Origin of the sequence: Dapis brunnea BLCC-M229 (assembly GCF_050015995.1) — a bacterium.
Classification (GTDB): domain Bacteria; phylum Cyanobacteriota; class Cyanobacteriia; order Cyanobacteriales; family Microcoleaceae; genus Trichodesmium.
On record NZ_JBNHEP010000307.1, the window covers coordinates 13365 to 29096 of the forward strand.

At 36.6% G+C, this 15732-nt stretch carries 13 protein-coding genes, 1 tRNA gene and 1 pseudogene; 7 read left to right on the plus strand and 8 right to left on the minus strand.

The window, feature by feature from the left end; translation table 11 throughout:
- Positions 1–37: 37 nt before the first annotated feature.
- The gene (locus tag ACP6PM_RS35175) at positions 38–169 is read right to left on the minus strand and encodes a hypothetical protein (protein ID WP_426591514.1); all 132 of its coding nucleotides are present in this window, start codon (positions 167–169) and stop codon (positions 38–40) included.
- A gap of 865 nt (positions 170–1034) precedes the next feature.
- Here ACP6PM_RS35175 and ACP6PM_RS35180 point away from each other — a divergent pair.
- The 3 genes from ACP6PM_RS35180 to ACP6PM_RS35190 all read left to right on the plus strand — a co-directional run bounded on the left by ACP6PM_RS35180 (position 1035) and on the right by ACP6PM_RS35190 (position 2271).
- Positions 1035–1907 (plus strand): M48 family metallopeptidase, encoded by an 873-nt coding sequence (locus ACP6PM_RS35180; protein WP_426591515.1) that lies wholly within the window; start codon positions 1035–1037, stop codon positions 1905–1907.
- Positions 1886–1967: transfer RNA gene (locus tag ACP6PM_RS35185), tRNA-Leu, on the plus strand. The genes ACP6PM_RS35180 and ACP6PM_RS35185 overlap by 22 nt, the downstream gene beginning before the upstream one ends.
- A gap of 46 nt (positions 1968–2013) precedes the next feature.
- Complete coding sequence (locus ACP6PM_RS35190; protein WP_426591516.1) at positions 2014–2271, plus strand: hypothetical protein; 258 nt, start codon at positions 2014–2016, stop codon at positions 2269–2271.
- Positions 2272–2865: 594 nt separating this feature from the next.
- Here the strand turns inward: ACP6PM_RS35190 and ACP6PM_RS35195 are convergent.
- The 3 genes from ACP6PM_RS35195 to ACP6PM_RS35205 all read right to left on the minus strand — a co-directional run bounded on the left by ACP6PM_RS35195 (position 2866) and on the right by ACP6PM_RS35205 (position 5064).
- Positions 2866–3315 (minus strand): heavy metal-responsive transcriptional regulator, encoded by a 450-nt coding sequence (locus ACP6PM_RS35195; RefSeq protein ID WP_426591517.1) that lies wholly within the window; start codon positions 3313–3315, stop codon positions 2866–2868.
- Positions 3316–3335: 20 nt separating this feature from the next.
- A complete protein-coding gene (locus ACP6PM_RS35200; protein WP_426591563.1) occupies positions 3336–3626 on the minus strand; it encodes a hypothetical protein in 291 nt (96 codons plus the stop codon).
- Between the two features lie 1264 nt (positions 3627–4890).
- A complete protein-coding gene (locus ACP6PM_RS35205) occupies positions 4891–5064 on the minus strand; it encodes a hypothetical protein (RefSeq protein ID WP_426591565.1) in 174 nt (57 codons plus the stop codon).
- Between the two features lie 142 nt (positions 5065–5206).
- Here ACP6PM_RS35205 and ACP6PM_RS35210 point away from each other — a divergent pair, with 142 nt between their 5' ends.
- Complete coding sequence (locus ACP6PM_RS35210; RefSeq protein WP_426591518.1) at positions 5207–5779, plus strand: DUF3611 family protein; 573 nt, start codon at positions 5207–5209, stop codon at positions 5777–5779.
- Between the two features lie 511 nt (positions 5780–6290).
- Here the strand turns inward: ACP6PM_RS35210 and ACP6PM_RS35215 are convergent.
- The gene (locus tag ACP6PM_RS35215) at positions 6291–6440 is read right to left on the minus strand and encodes a hypothetical protein (protein ID WP_426591519.1); all 150 of its coding nucleotides are present in this window, start codon (positions 6438–6440) and stop codon (positions 6291–6293) included.
- Between the two features lie 288 nt (positions 6441–6728).
- On the opposite strand from ACP6PM_RS35215, the gene ACP6PM_RS35220 reads away from it, so the two are divergent.
- Positions 6729–7856, plus strand: a complete 1128-nt coding sequence (locus ACP6PM_RS35220; protein WP_426591520.1) for a helix-turn-helix domain-containing protein — start codon at positions 6729–6731, stop codon at positions 7854–7856.
- 265 nt (positions 7857–8121) lie between these two features.
- Here ACP6PM_RS35220 and proB read toward each other — a convergent pair whose 3' ends face one another.
- The gene (gene proB, locus ACP6PM_RS35225; RefSeq protein WP_426591521.1) at positions 8122–9240 is read right to left on the minus strand and encodes a glutamate 5-kinase; all 1119 of its coding nucleotides are present in this window, start codon (positions 9238–9240) and stop codon (positions 8122–8124) included.
- Positions 9241–10569: 1329 nt separating this feature from the next.
- Between proB and ACP6PM_RS35230 the strand changes: the two genes are divergently transcribed.
- Together ACP6PM_RS35230 and ACP6PM_RS35235 are read left to right on the plus strand one after the other, a co-directional pair.
- Positions 10570–11640, plus strand: coding sequence for a Gfo/Idh/MocA family oxidoreductase (locus ACP6PM_RS35230; RefSeq protein WP_426591522.1), 1071 nt, complete (start codon positions 10570–10572; stop codon positions 11638–11640).
- Between the two features lie 512 nt (positions 11641–12152).
- Positions 12153–12473 (plus strand): annotated as a pseudogene (locus ACP6PM_RS35235) (transposase); the annotation flags it as partial.
- Positions 12474–13433: 960 nt separating this feature from the next.
- On the opposite strand, the gene ACP6PM_RS35240 reads toward ACP6PM_RS35235, so the two are convergent.
- Together ACP6PM_RS35240 and ACP6PM_RS35245 are read right to left on the minus strand one after the other, a co-directional pair.
- Complete coding sequence (locus ACP6PM_RS35240; RefSeq protein WP_426591523.1) at positions 13434–13790, minus strand: phenylpyruvate tautomerase MIF-related protein; 357 nt, start codon at positions 13788–13790, stop codon at positions 13434–13436.
- A gap of 498 nt (positions 13791–14288) precedes the next feature.
- On the minus strand, positions 14289–14768 hold the full coding sequence (locus ACP6PM_RS35245) for a flavin reductase family protein (protein WP_426591564.1): 480 nt from the start codon (positions 14766–14768) through the stop codon (positions 14289–14291).
- Positions 14769–15732 lie beyond the last annotated feature (964 nt).

The following is a 15732-nucleotide window of genomic DNA, read 5'->3' on the forward strand; positions in this document are numbered from 1 at the left end:
TTCTTTGCAGCAATTTCAGCTTCCGTAGTTGACCTAATCAAAACTTAGGAGCTTTAATTAATTTTCCTGTAGAAGTAGCGACAAAACTTTCTATACCTGCATCTACCCCTAAAGACTTTTTCCCAAAGGGATTATCTGGTACTGACTCTGATGAAGTAAAACTAACCATCAGATAATAATCAAAGCGCCTTTTTAACTATCCTAGCTTGTTTAGCTACCATTCCTTCAGGGTATTGTCTGCTTTGCCTTAATTTAACCTACCCCAGTTGAGGCAACTTGAATCTACCCCAACCTAAACAATTTTTCAGCATGGTAAGAAAAACAAAGCTTCTCATCCTTTTCTTGAATATCAGGAAGCCTTTACCTACACTTTTCATCTCAGAAAATGCCCGCTCTAAAGTCTTCAGAGTTTGCTGTAAAACTTGAGCATTAACTGACTTTAACTTAGGATTAGTTTTTCCACCTTATTGTTAAGTTTTTTGCTTGATAATTGTAATTAGGATAAGGCGCATCAGCAGGGATAATATATTCAGTTAGGATTGAGCAACTATTGATTAGTGATACCAATTCACTTTAAAGATGTCACAAATAGTTTCAAACTTTAAATGTCAAATAATTGCCTCAAACCTTTCTCTTGTCAAAGTTTTTAGCCTATCCAATCTAACTTCTGAATTCTGAATTCTGAATTCTGAATTCTGTGAAATGGTATAACTTTCTTGACCTTAACCAGTAATTTGCTGGTTGAAATTCATGAGGGGCTGGAGGTTAGGGTTTCCCGCGCAGTTTATACACCCAGTCTCAACGTTAAATCGAAGATTATAACAGGAGTCCTCTTTCAACATCTATAATAGAAAATCGAACCTGGATAATTAATCTCTCAAAGTAAAATTTAAAGGAATTTTTAAAATCTAATTGCTGGGGTGTCTATAATTTGACTGGAATTTTATTAACTTATATATGTAGGTGCAACATATTTTGAGATTTGATATTTGGTTGTGCTAATATATCATTGGTAGGCTTGGACTGAAGCAAATATGGCTTTGACAACAACGCAACTAATTGGTTTAAAGGCAAATCATTTTCGGCATCCCTTAGATTTAGAGGCAACCAATGCTTTGAAGCAACTGCCTGGTATAGACTTATTAGTCAGACAGTTATTAGGCCCACTAGGTGAGCAATTTTTCTACATGGAAAATATAGCATCTAGTGTTCTAGTTAGTGAAGCACAACTGCCAAATTTACACAAAACACTATTAGATGCTTGTCAAGCACTTGATGTAGAACCACCCCAATTATACGTTCGTCAACATCCTGTGCCTAATGCTTATACATTTGCTATGCGAGGAAAGCAACCTTTTATTGTTGTTCATACATCTTTGATAGAGTTGCTCAACTTAGAGGAAATCCAAGCAGTATTAGGTCACGAACTAGGACATCTGAAATGTGAGCATGGAGTATATCTCACCTTAGGTAATTTAATTGTACTTGCTGCTGGACAAATTTCGACATGGGGTGGTATAATAGCTCAAAGCTTACAAAGCCAAATACTAGAATGGTTAAGGTGTGCCGAATTTAGTTGCGATCGCGCAGCTCTACTAGCTACACAAGATCCTAAAGTAGTTGTATCAGTTTTGATGAAGCTAGCTGGTGGTTCTCCAAGCATATCACCAAAACTTAATGTTGATGCTTTTTTAGCTCAGGCAAGAGCTTACAATGAATTTAGTAATACAGAATTGGGTGAAGTTTTAAGGGAACTCCAAACAGCCCAGTTAAGTCATCCATTGCCTGTATTGAGAGCTAAAGAAATTGACAAATGGGCTAGTAGTAAAAAATATCAGGATCTGTTGCAAAATTTAGCAAGAGATGTATACAATAATAAGAGTAAGGGCGGGTGGCGAAATTGGTAGACGCACCACACTCAAAATGTGGCGACTTCGGTCGTGAGAGTTCGAGTCTCTCTCCGCCCATAGTAATTTCTACTATAATTGTAAATTTAAAACTAAGGATAAAGATATGGTGAAGCATTTAAAAAGATGGGAATCTCCCCGTAAACAAGGTAGAAATATTAAAGGAAGAGGAGGAGCTGCAAGGTTAAGACAGATAAAAAAGCAGCAAAAAATACTTAGAAAAAAATTAAACAATCAAGAAAAAGGGAACCATGGTTCCCTTTTTTTTTGTTTATTTATCTCAACGTTGGTTGAAGACTCGCGCTCTCCATTCCCCCTTTTGTTCCACCCTTTGAAAGCTATGCTTTATAAGCATCTTTCTTAACATAAAACTTAGACATTAGAAAAAGGTTATGTTTATTACCATTCAATGGATATGATAGGAGAGTAAGCGTATTTAATTAGAGGCTAAACTCCCCCATCTCCCTATCGGAAAAAGATTTTAGAAGTTCCTTATCAGGGATAGCTTTGAAAGGGGGGTTAGGGGGGATGGATGAAAACCAATCAATGTTAGAGTTTTCCCAAAGCTTGTGCTACTGTAGTAATAGAAATAAGGCTGGTGGGCTAGCAGTATCAGCGCTAGTCGCTCATGGGGGATCCCCCATGACTGCACTGGCAAGTCTTTAGGAGCGAACTTAAGACCAAAAAGAGGTTCATCCTCGGAGGCAGATGGTATGTTGGCGCAGCTCATCTGTTAATGCACCTCCTCCTCAGGAGGCAAGAGGCAGCAGAAATTCCCTATAGCCTATAGAGTGATTGTAGGGAATGCTTCGTTGTAGCGTCAGCGCAACGTTGGGAGTAACTTAATTATGGCAGTCGCCATTACTGGCGGGGATATTCTCAAGGTTCTCAAACACAATCCGTGCTGCTTTCTTTAACTTCTGTACGTCGCCAATCCTACGGCTCTCCTATCTGAACTTTAGTTATACTTGATAGGTTGGCAACTCCTATGGTCGCCATTGCTATATCTTTGAGTTTGTACATTAGGACAAACATTCTCCTTTGACTGATTAGTTGATGGTTGCTCCTGCCAATGCTGAAGAATTTCTTGTAACTCTGCTTTTAATTTTTCCAATGCTTCTATCTGAGAAGTAATCTCTTTGACTTTACTGGTTAATTTCTGCTTAACCTCTCTACAGGGTAGTTCACCTCGATCTCTGATGACCAAGATTTCTGAAATTTCCCTTAAGCTCAAACCCAAAGACTTAGCTCGTTTAATAAAACCAAGTCTGCCAAGCACCGACTCTTCAAACAAACGATAACCAGATTCAGAACGTTCTACAGAAGGTTTAAGTAAACCAATATCCTCATAGTAGCGGATAGTCTTAATTGGAAAGCCACTAAGATCAGCAACTTGGCCTATTTTCATGGGCAATAATTTATTTCTGATTAAGGAAGATGCTTTTTATTTCTATTTAGAATTGGTAGTTGTGGACGAGATGAATTGGGAGGCAGATAGTATTCTGGAACTGGAGTAGTTTGCTCAAGATGAGAACGCTTTAGGAAACAGAAACGCAATATGATTGCCACTCCTACTGTTCCCATTCCTAAACCAAATAAAGACCAACTAGATCCAACACCACCAATTACAGCATCAACAGCTCCTACTGTGACTACAAAGCTTACTACTGGATCTTTTCGATAAGCTATTTTCAGAATTCTTGGCCATAAAGCGTTCATCATAAGTTTAATTTAATGCCATCTAGACTTTAAGTATATTTTGTTCTGCTCAGGAGAATTAAGTTAATAATCTCACTCCCTTAATCTTAATTATGTTAACTCATTAACTATACTGCCATCTGAAACTTGAAATCCGTAAATTAGTTTTGATTTTATCTCAACTTTGTTTTAAGACCTGGGATCTCTGGCCAAGGGAAGATAATATGGGAAAACCAATCAATCTTAAGGTTTCACCAAAAAAATCGGTCTGAAGCCTCGCCCACAAGCGGGCGACTTTTTGATTGATTAAGTTAGGAGGACATAAGCTATAGTATAGTATTATTGTCCCGGGTGGGCAAGGAGAGACATTGAACGGACGCTCGGGAAGCGTCAGACTAGCGCCAAGCTTGCAGCACCCTGTGTTTCGCTGCGCGACATTAAAAGCGGAGCTTTGCGTAAGCAAAACGTCAACCCGTCGAAGAGCTACCGCTCAGTATGAATCTCTGCACCTAACAGCCAGAGAGGATGTCAAAAAAGATATCTTAAATTAAAAAAGTATTAAGTTCTCAACTAGATCGGGACTTACGCAACGACACTAATTGTAGTAGTTATATCTTGAATAATCACCAAATAATCCACCATATATAGCGGTAGTGCCTAAGTCCTGTAGATGGGATTAGTTCTTGGCTTCACATTAACACTGTTTTGTTCATCCAATGCAATTATGAGAGATAATGCTCCTCAATAATATCTGTTATGTATTCACTAGCAGTTTTTCAGATCACAGGAATTTAACCTAGAATATTCTTAACTTATCAAGGTATTAGCGATTTTCTCTTATCCTCATATTTATGAAGTTTTCAGGGTTTGAAATTTCTATCACTATTTTATCGATGATCAAACTAATCTACTTACAACTAATTACAAAGATTCAAACCACTTGAATTCTTGCAAGTTGTATCTACAATTTTTGAAAATTGTCAAAGTCATTAAAGGAACCTAGGTTGTGTCTAATCTCTCGGTTGAAACACAAAAGATTTCAAACTACCCCAAATTTTCATTACAGTAGAGGTGAATTAATTGTTACAGACAATTAATTCTTGATTGTTCCAAATATTGTGGATTATTATGAAATTTTGGTAAGTTATATGGAAGTTGTTGGTAGACTTGACCAGAATACTTTAGCTGACCAACAACAATCCTCTAAAATATTTGAGGTAGACTCTTGGTTCAATCTCTATTATAATATAATATTTATCTCAAATAACTAGGTAGATCTCAAATCCTAATTGAGACCTAACCAAGATAGTAAACCTTCTCCAGTAAAGTATTCAATTGCTAAAGTCAACACAAAGCCAATCATCGCTGCTCTACCATTTAGACGTTCTGCGTATTGGTTGAATCCGAACTTTGGCTCCTCCAAATTAGGTCTAGTAGTAGGTTGTGGTTGTGTCATCATAAATTGGCCTCAAATTTCATAGTGTTTCTAGATAGAATTGTTTCTTTACAATTCTTAAATATATTCTAAAAGGAGTTGACCAAACGTCAACCATATTTGTGTAAAAATTTTAGAGAAGTCAGAAGATACAAGCAGAAGAAATATGTCAAATTCATCAGACTCGCCTTCTTCCTTGCCACCTACAGTTGAACAGGTAGCTAAAGCCCTCCGATTAGGCGGTTGGGCTTGCTTTTGGGTACAACTTGTGCTAGGGATAGTTTCAGGCATAATTTTTCTGTTTGCTGTAGTAGCTTTACCAGGTCAGAAGACTGGAGCGGGTTCAGGAGGTGGATTGTTTTTTGCTGTTTGTGGGCTTGTGGTACTGGGATTCAGTATTTACTTGGCCTTCCGTTATACTCGTGTGGCTAGACAGTTACGATCGCCTACGCCTTCTTTAAGACCAAGTAGGGCAGATACAACTCAACAAGTGAAAAGGGCTTTGATTGCTAATCTGATTGGTATGACCCTAACTCTATTTGGGGCAGAGGCAATTGGGGGTATTTTGTTAGGTAAGTCATTAGCTAGACCACAAATATTTATTGAAAGCACTGCTAATCTGAGAGAGTTTATTCAACCACTAGATATTTTTATAGTTTTGGGTAATACTCACATGATTGTGGCTCATTTTGTTGGAATTGTAGTGGGACTATTTTTGCTTGACCGGGTTTACAAGTAGTCAACTTGAGAGTAGAAAAAGTTTTGGTAGTCCTACATAATAATGGTAGAAGGAGACGAGCAATGTCTAGCAGGAGAGCATGATGCTCCCCCTGTCTATAAGGTAAGAATAATTAGAATGGACTACTACCGCCTTACTGATTAGTAGATAAAACGGCGTTGGTAAATCAAGAGATGAAACTTTAAGAAAAATCTGTTTTTAATACCTCTAAATATCTAACCAGAGCAAGTGATGGGTATCAACTCTAGTAGAAAATCATCTTAGCAATTACCAAGGCCGATAAAACTATTATTGACTTTTCCCCGGCTTAAAAGCGCGGGGATTATAAACTTTTGCTACACGGAGGGAGGGCTAAAGCAACTCCGTTTCGCTTATTAGCTTTGGTTTCCCAGACGCGAAATCTGGTAGCAAGGGTCAAAACTTGCCTACAGACCTTGGCTAGGTTTAATCCTAACTGTGTCTCTACTTTACGAAGTATAGAAGTATATTCGCTGCACCATTTAAATCAGCGTTAACCAATAAACTTACCAGTTTGGTACATCCCACCTTTAACTCGTTTCCCTGATGGTTTCCACCCTAGGGGTTTTTCACCGAAAGTAGGCAGAAAATTCCCATCTAAAAAACTAGCCTTACTGGTATATGACTCTTCAGTTTCAACCAATTTAATGTTGTGTTCCTCACACAAATGAGAAAAATTTTCTCTAGAAAAAGAAACTCAAGCAGTCAGAAAATTCTACAAACAACAAAAATTAAAGCACTTTTTAGCATAGTTAGGTAAGTTTGATTTTAATCTGTGCTCCCTATTCCCTAAAGTCCTAAAACTTTGTATCTCATCAACGTAAAAACTTCTATAAATCTTCATAGTTATTAATCCGGAATCACAACTAACTCATAGAATAAATTACTTAGATTACTCCTATTAAGTATAAATAAAACTAAAACCATAATCATGGAATTCAAACTTGCATCTAGCCATAGTTTTTCGGGACATATTCCCATACAAATAGATAGAGATAGTTGGCGATCGCTAGCTACTAATATTGAAGCCGAAATCCAAAGTAGCCAAATTTATAGTCTTATGTTGACTAACCTAAAAACAACCCTAGAGGAAGCAGTAGCTCAAACCGAAGCTCAAATTAAAGTATTAGGACCTGAAGCAATTAAACTCAGCCTCAAAAACTTAACTAGAACATTAATACCAGACAAGAAAGATTCTTCAACAAATCTAACTTCCTCTCAGACTAACTACATAGATGAGCAGGAAAAAAATCTTATTTATCAACAGAAATATCAGGAACAGTTAATCCCTAAAAATCAAAATCAGGTTCAAGAAAAAATGAGTATAAACCTAACCAATGCCATAGAACCAGAAACTCCAACTGAATCAATCGTAGTATCTATCAATTCCGATAATACAGACACTAATCTTTCAGAAAATAACAACAATTACTCTGAAGAGTTTCCAGTACAAAATAATCGACTCAAATGGAATAAAAAGCAAACAAAAGCAGAGCAAGCAGCTTTAGAAGTTCAGCAAAGAAATACATATTTACAGGAACTAGGCAAAAAACTACAAAAAGCACGAAAAATGCGTTGTTTATCTATGAAACAAATTCATAAACAAACCTTCGTACCACTTCATTACCTAGAAGCAATAGAGAAAGGCGAAACAGAAAAATTACCAGAAGATGTATATCTTCGGGGATTCATCTTTCGTCTTGGCAACGCTTTAGGATTTGATGGAGTAACTTTAGCAGCAGCTTTACCTATTTCTAATTCACTCCAAGGCTTAATGCCATCTTGGTCTAAGTCGAATAAAGACTTTGGATTTTATTTACATCCAGCTTACTTATATGTAGGTTACACAGCTTTAATTGCTGGAGCAGTAAGCGGACTAAGTTGGATGTCTCAACAACCAAGTCCTGGAGCAAATCTGATTCCAGATACACCAGAAGCACCTGATTCAGTTGCCCACTCAGATAAGCATTTAGAAACCACTCAAACACCAGGATTAAAATCTACTGCAGGTAGTCTAGTTGTTGGTTCTGATATGGCTCCACCAGAAACGATGATTTAATTTTTGACATCCTCTGCGACCTGTTGGCGTTAGGGTTAGAGAAGCTCCTCTGCAAGAGGCAGCTCCTCTACAAGAGGCGGATTCCGACTGAGCAGTAGATCTTCAGTGAGTTGAAGTTTCATCAGGTACTGCTACCTTAACGGTAGTCTTACACTTCCCTCGGGATCCGTTTAATATCTCGGATTGCCCACCCGCGACAACCATATTATACCTTATGTCTTCGTACTTTATCAATCAAAAAGTCGCCCGCTTATGGGCGAAGCATCTACCCTAATCTTTCGGTAATCAGAAGATTATCTCTATGTATAACTGTTTCAGCTCCCGCATAGCCCAAAATATCAGGTATATTTTCTGAATGACAACCTAGAATTTTTTGCAATTCAACATTGCTGTAGTTCACAAGTCCCCTAGCTATTTCCTCACCTTCTTCATTGCATAGCTGTACAGCATCCGATGAATTAAATTCCCCTTCTACTTGAGTAATACCAGCAGCTAATAGAGATTTACCCAACTCAGAAATGGCCTTAACTGCACCTTGGTCTAGATAGAGCTGGCCTGCTGGAACTAAAACATTAGCAATCCAATGTTTGCGAGCATTTACTTGTTGTGGTTGAGGTTCAAACTGTGTGCCAATAGATTCTCCATTGAGGATTTTATGTATATTAGTGGGTAGTTTACCATCAGTAATTACAGTTCGGACTCCAGCAGCAGTAGCAATTTTAGCAGCCTCAATTTTTGTAATCATTCCGCCAGTTCCTCGTCCACTAACAGACTCCCCGGTTTGAACTTGAAGTTCTTCGAGTTGTTCCATTCGTTCTACTAAGGCAATGGGTAAGGCATCAGGATTATTTCTTGGATCGGCCGAGTATAATCTATCAACATCAGTTAGTATGAATAACCAATCAGCCTCTACTAGACTGGCAACTAAAGCTGAGAGAGTATCATTGTCCCCAAAATTTAGCTCTTCGACAGCAGTAGTATCATTTTCATTGACTATTGGGACTACGCCCATTCGCAAAAGTTCTTGAAATGTGTTGTAGGCATTGACATAACTACTACGTCGTGCTAAGTCACTTCTAGTTAGTAAAATTTGGGCAATTGTCTGTTGCAAAGATGAAAACAAGTCATCGTAAACTCGCATCAGTCGTCCTTGACCTACTGCTGCTACTGCTTGCTTGATGGAAATATTCCGGGGCTTTTCGGTTAGTCCTAAAAGATCGCAACCTACACCAACAGCTCCAGATGAAACTAAAACTACTCGATGTCCCTGGCGATTTAAATTGGTAACAGTTTCAATTAAGCTAGAAATTGTGGATAAGGCTAAATTTCCAGTTTCTGAATTAGTTAGGCTAGAAGTACCTATTTTAATTACTATTGTATTCATAGAAATAATTCAATTGAAATTTTCAACTACTAATTCCCTAACAGAAAATCAGTCTTTAACTAAGTACAATTGACATATAGCAGTCCTATATAGGTTGTGTGATTTAGATTATCCTAAAACACCAAGTCTATAGGAAACCATAAAGTCAAGGTATTGGTTTTAATGTTATTTTATAAGTTTGAACTTATTACGACTCATTTAGGAATGCTATATTTATTATGACAATCATTCTAGTGAGGATCTAAAATTAGTTACGATACTAATTTTTCAGATGCTCAACTCTCAGGAACTCCCTCGACATGATAAAATTTCATACCCTTGATTCACAATAAATGGCGCTTTTGGTATAAATTTACTATTTCAAAACATTGTTTGTATAGAAACCATTTGATATCTATATAATTACTATAGTCAAGTATTTTAACCATCTAAGCATTAGTTTTTTAGAAAAAATATGCTCTAAAATTTAATGCCTTTCTAATTCCATATCCCCATGTCTGACCAAGTCTCCCATAACTCCTAAAAAAAACTTAATATTGACAAATATACCAAATTGATTCTATCCGAGTACTACAACATTTCACATCTTAGAAAGAGAGTGAAAAATTATTCTTAACCAGAAGTTATAAATGGGAATAGTGAATAATCAGGGACTTCCCAGAAATAAATTATCCAATTTTTGGTAATTGCTAATTGCCATACTTCTCAAATACTTGGGTTACTTAGGAATGAGAACAAAATCAAACCGGATAAAATTAATTACGGTCAATATCTTTCAACGGCAGAAAACAGACTTTCCCGCTCTTATTTCATTTCTGTTCCTTATTTGAGATTGAGGCAAGGATAATAGGACTTGATGAATTTCAATTTCTTCTCTACTCCCTACTCACTTACTTTCAGTGGAATAGGATATTTTTTCATTTGGAAGTCCCTAATGGTACTTAGACATTTGATGGGAGAAAAAATACCTGTTTGCGTAGCATGACCTAGAAAAAGTCAGTCTAGACAAGAGAATTACCTCAACGCCCTAAAAATGGCTAAAATCCTGAATTATCAAGGGTTTATCTCTTTTTCACTTAAAAAGCTTTGCCAGTCTATAATTTGAGCCTGTTTTGTAGTTATGTTTTGTCTAAGTCCCACTAATGATATTCAATTATTCAATACCTAAAAATATCATCATCCAAATCCCCAGAAAATTGCAAAACTCAAATAGAATTTCATAGCACTAGCCCCAGTCAACAAATTAAGATAAATTTGCAAAGACTGAAAAAAACAAACCTATTAGTCTAATTAGGTGTGGTGGAGGAGAATCTAGGAGTGCTAAATAGAATGTCAACAGTATATTCAACAGTTTTTACTAAAAATGGTCAACCGAAACCACTTCGTGTAGGGGTAATTGGGGTTGGTAATATGGGCCAGCACCATACCCGTGTCCTAAGTTTGCTCAAAGATACTAAGTTAGTAGGTGTTGCAGATATCAATGTTGAAAGGGGACTAGACACTGCCAGCAAGTATGGAGTTCGTTTTTTTGAGGAGTATCGAGACCTTTTACCTCATGTTGATGCAGTCTGTGTCGCCGTGCCCACTCTTCAACATTATGCTGTGGGAATGACCTGCTTAGAGGCAGGAGTCCATGTCTTAATGGAAAAGCCCATTGCTGCAAGTATCGCTGAGGCCGAATTTTTGGTCAATACTGCTGCTGAAACGAACAGAATTTTACAGGTGGGTCATATAGAAAGATTTAATCCGGCTTTTCAAGAACTCAGTAAAGTTCTGAAAACTGAAGAATTACTGGCCTTGGAAGCTCACCGGATGAGTCCTTATTCTCATCGAGCTAATGATGTGTCTGTAGTTTTGGATTTGATGATCCATGATATTGACTTATTGTTAGAGTTGGTAGCTACTCCAGTTGTTAAGCTGACTGCTAGTGGTAGTAGTGCTTCTAGTTCGGGAAACTTAGATTATGTAACAGCTACTCTTGGTTTTGCCAATGGTATTGTGGCTACTCTAACTGCCAGTAAAGTGACACACAAAAAACTTCGTTCTATCGTTGCCCACTGTAAAAATTCTTTGACAGAAGCAGATTTTCTTAACAATGAAATTCTGATTCACCGTCAAACAACAGCTGATTATGTGACAGATTATGGTCAAGTGCTTTATCGTCAGGATGGTTTAATTGAAAAGGTTTATACTAGCAATATTGAACCTCTTCATGCAGAGTTAGAACATTTTGTCAATTGTGTGGGTGGAGGAAATGAACCTTCGGTTGGAGGAGAACAGGCTCTTAAGGCATTGCGTTTAGCTAGCTTGATTGAGAAAATGGCTCTTGATGGTTTAGCTTGGCATCCAGCAGATTCAGAATATAATTTGTTGAATACTTCAATGCTTAAAGTAGGTTAAAATATCTCCATAATTCCCCTAGGGATTTTTTAATAGAAGTATTATTTTTTTGATAAATTACTCCGCCTTATTTATATATTTAGGCGGAGTTTTAAGCGGAAAAATGGAAAAAAAAACAGGATTTGTATACAGATTTAAGGATAATTATCAGAAATAATTCAAAAGTCTGGCAAAAGCTCAATTTTTTTAATTATAAAAAGCTTTTCTCTGGTAAGCATTTAGCTATCAATGATTAACACCATTTCTCAAAAATTTTTCTACATTTTCTTGAGTAGGGGACCCACCCCTAACCCCTCCCAGGAGGGGGAGTAGGTAGGGACGTTGCATGCAACGTCATAATAATTAATACTAAATTGCTAAAAATTATCAAAAAAGTGATTCGGCCTGTATTAATTACTTAATAATTTAAGTTTCCTCAAGTCTGGTATTAATGTATGGTAATTGGCACAACACCCAAGGAATAAAAATGAAGGAAAATTATAGATAGAGTCTTTTCAGCAATTAAGAATTTTTCAGTTCATACAGACCAAATTTACAGAACAGCTCGAAAACCGAAAATTCTGTACTGAAAGAGGGATTAGAATCAGCAGTCCTCCCGTGCGTTGACCACCAAAAAATATTGATAAAAAAACAGAAGAAACAAGCTCAAGAGCGATGAAAGATTACGGAATAATATTGAGGGTAAATTTGGTCAAGCGAAAAGAGGATTTAGCTTGGAGAAAGTGATGGCTAAACTTCCTGAAACTTCCGCAACTGCCATCGCAATTACTTTCTTAGTAATCAACCTTTCTACCCTCTTAAAAGAGGCTTTTTCTCTTTTTTTGTACTTTTTTGGAGAAAAAACTGTTTTTACCGAAGAATTAATAATTAAATAATTAAATAATTAAATAATTCACGCCTTGAAGCCTCCACTTTCAAGGGAAAAAAGCGGTTGAGGGATGGCGAGGTTTCCTCGCCATATCCAATCAACCAAGAGAAATAAATTTTTTCCTTTGATTCAATCCAATCCGTTTTAGGGAGAGGTAATTATCAATTATCCATTATCAATTATCAATTATTGAAGGTCTGTTTAATCATTTTAACTTATGGTTGAATAAATGATGATAATTTTTTATGATCATCAGTTTTTTTTGAATAACAAGTCAACCGTTTTCAGATTTTTTCAGCAAACCCTAATTATTCGGTAAACTATAGCAATCCGCGCATTGGTTGTGATAGTATTTATAATAGTTAATTTGAGCTGAAAACCCTGAAAATTATCACTCCTGACTCCTAACTACCACTAAAATATTACAACCGATTACAGCAGTTTTCATTTGGGTAGACCACTGTAGAGACGTTGCATGCAACGTCTCTAGGAGGTTTTGGTTGTGGCGATGTGGTTGATAAATCTGAAAAGCGCTGTAGAGAATTGCTATATATACTTTTACTAATGTTTTTAACTATCATTATCCAGAATTCATGTGGCTATCAGCTAATGGCTGATAACTAATAGCTGAATCCTGAGCTTACCTGTTAACTAAAACCTATAAATTTCAACTCACCAGTAGAAGAATTAGTATAGCTAAATATTTAGGGCTTATTAAGCTTAAAAATTTAATTGAGATGCACCCAAAACCTAACTATAACTAAATATTGAATTTGGTATTATTAATTCAGGACTGCTATACATATAACAATATTTACCTTAATCTTTATTAGGGCAGTTTTTGTACTAATTATGATGAATTAGCTCATTAATTTATGAATTAAAACTGCCCCTATGTAAGTTCCTCAATCAAGGTGGATAAAACCTAACCAAATGTGGAACTATTCCACCCCCACATTGAACCTTTAGCGTCAGAAAATTCTATGTAAATTCGATTTTTTGGTACACCCAAAACTTGATTAACTTCTTGACAAAAATCTTGGCTTATTTTCTTTGTTTGCTCAGGATTCATGCTGCCAATGCTTTTAATTTCCATATAGCAAACTGGTTCATTGCTATTACCACCAAAAGTCATGGGAATATCTGATTCAAAAATTGTCATTACATAAGATTCTGGTTTGTGAAAATGCTTTGCCATACCAGATGAAAGAGTTTTCAGAAGGCTATCAATTTTATCTTTTTCTGTTTTGGGAAGAGAAGTTTGAACTTTAATTAATGGCATAAATCAATCAACAATTAACTATGAACAAAATGAAGCATTAAAGTAGGTATTCAGCTATAAAAATAAACCAAGCAATTTTATATACATAGACCTAGTTGACACACACATTCTTACTTAGAAGATTGGAAAAATCTCAGTTTTTCAGAAAGTCAAAGGTTAAATTCATAGCAGTTTTAGATAATTTTCCTACAAAGTTTTAGGCGAGTTTCAATAATTAATAATTACCTATTCTTGAAAACCGATAGGATTGATTAAAAGGGAAATCTTTTTCTTTTTTCTCCTTTAAAGGAGAGGCTTTAAACCCTGATTTTTCGGTAACTGAATTCAGAAATTAATTATCTAAAAACACTTTTGCTTTGATTTAGTATTAGCTAATAGCTGATAAATAAGGGTTTCTAAAATTAGTGAGGCACATTTGGTTTTATTCTGATATTCTCCATTTTCCCTATAAAGTTAGAATTTTGTACCTCACAATTATAAAATTGTGATATATCACAATTAACCACCATAATTCCAGCCTGTACTTTCTAACAATAGAGGGTCTCCCTCACGATGTATACCTGCTGCAATTACTTCCCCTACATATACAGTATGATCCCCTTCTTCTACAGCACTAATAACTTTACATTCAACATAACCAAGAGTATCAGAAATAATTGGGCAACCAGTTTCTCCTAAATAAAATTCTACATCTTCAAATTTATTCCCCACACGACGTTGAGGTTTGAAAAATTGTTGAGCTAAATCTTTTTGCTCTGCTGCTAAGAAACTAAGAGAAAAAACTCCACTAGCCTTAATCATGGCATGGGATTTAGAATCTTTATTAACACAATTAACAATCAGGGGAGGCTTAAAAGATGCTTGCATTACCCAACTAGCTGTAAAGCCATTCACTTCATCACCATCTTTAACACCACAGATGTATAATCCATGAGGAATTTTACGCAGTATAGTTTTTTTTGCCTGTTCGTCTAGCAAAGTTTTACCCACTATATATTTAAGAATTTGACATTTTTTATTTTAACTAAAGTAAGTACATTAGACATCTCCCTAAGTGAAGTTCCTCGGAAGAGGCAAGGGAATAGATTTATCTCAACGTTGGTTGAAGACCCGCGCTCTCCCGTTTCGGCTGTTGCCGACATGAAAGGCGGAGGGAGCAAGTGCGGCAGCTATTCGGGGAGCTGAGAGATGGGAAAACCAATCAATGTTGCGGTATTTACAGGTAGTGTGCTATAGTATAAAAAGAACGCTCCTGGGCTAGCAGTGTCAGTCTGTGGAGATACCGTAAGACCCGAAAGAAGTTCGGCAAGGGATGTAGGTGAGGTCTTAAGCAGAAACCCAAATTGTGAGTTTTGGGAATCCCCTGTTGTCGCATAAGCGCAACGTTGGGATGATGTCAATGCAGGAGTAGGCAAGAGTCAAAAGGTCATTTCAGTTATCAGTTATCAGTACCTCTGCCTGAACCATTGGCATTGAAATAATGAACTGTTATCTATGTAATCTCCGTAATCCCCGTAATCCCCTTCAAAGGGGAAGATTTGGACTTCCTGGTTTTGGTAACAGGGGTAAAGATTTTTACAGATAATGCTACAAGAAGATACTTTATTAGGGCTGACGCAGAGACCATGTATGTAGTGTTAAAAACTCTATCGCTACAGTTTTTGCAATCTATATATAGTAGTACCCCTGCCTAAGTCCTGTTTATTTATATAGAACCCATTTGGGATCTTTTAGATTGATTTTCCTTTCTATAATCTGAGCGAGCCCTCAGAAACTATAGTTACTGTGTTGAATAAAAAATCATATGTATGGGCGAGTAACCCCCCACAGTTTTTATGATATCACAAAAATTGTGAGGATGGAACTAAAAATACTTTGAGGCGCGATTTTTTTTAGGAGCTTCACAGAATGAAAAAGTTGGCGCTAGCTAACATAGCGATCT

Excerpts from the sequence above, each read along its gene's own strand:
- ACP6PM_RS35175 (WP_426591514.1), bottom strand. The coding sequence starts at position 169 with ATGGTTAGTTTTACTTCATCAGAGTCAGTACCAGATAATCCCTTTGGG.
- ACP6PM_RS35180 (WP_426591515.1), top strand. The coding sequence starts at position 1,035 with ATGGCTTTGACAACAACGCAACTAATTGGTTTAAAGGCAAATCATTTT.
- ACP6PM_RS35190 (WP_426591516.1), top strand. The coding sequence starts at position 2,014 with ATGGTGAAGCATTTAAAAAGATGGGAATCTCCCCGTAAACAAGGTAGA.
- ACP6PM_RS35195 (WP_426591517.1), bottom strand. The coding sequence starts at position 3,315 with ATGAAAATAGGCCAAGTTGCTGATCTTAGTGGCTTTCCAATTAAGACT.
- ACP6PM_RS35200 (WP_426591563.1), bottom strand. The coding sequence starts at position 3,626 with ATGAACGCTTTATGGCCAAGAATTCTGAAAATAGCTTATCGAAAAGAT.
- ACP6PM_RS35205 (WP_426591565.1), bottom strand. The coding sequence starts at position 5,064 with ATGATGACACAACCACAACCTACTACTAGACCTAATTTGGAGGAGCCA.
- ACP6PM_RS35210 (WP_426591518.1), top strand. The coding sequence starts at position 5,207 with ATGTCAAATTCATCAGACTCGCCTTCTTCCTTGCCACCTACAGTTGAA.
- ACP6PM_RS35220 (WP_426591520.1), top strand. The coding sequence starts at position 6,729 with ATGGAATTCAAACTTGCATCTAGCCATAGTTTTTCGGGACATATTCCC.
- proB (WP_426591521.1), bottom strand. The coding sequence starts at position 9,240 with ATGAATACAATAGTAATTAAAATAGGTACTTCTAGCCTAACTAATTCA.
- ACP6PM_RS35230 (WP_426591522.1), top strand. The coding sequence starts at position 10,570 with ATGTCAACAGTATATTCAACAGTTTTTACTAAAAATGGTCAACCGAAA.
- ACP6PM_RS35240 (WP_426591523.1), bottom strand. The coding sequence starts at position 13,790 with ATGCCATTAATTAAAGTTCAAACTTCTCTTCCCAAAACAGAAAAAGAT.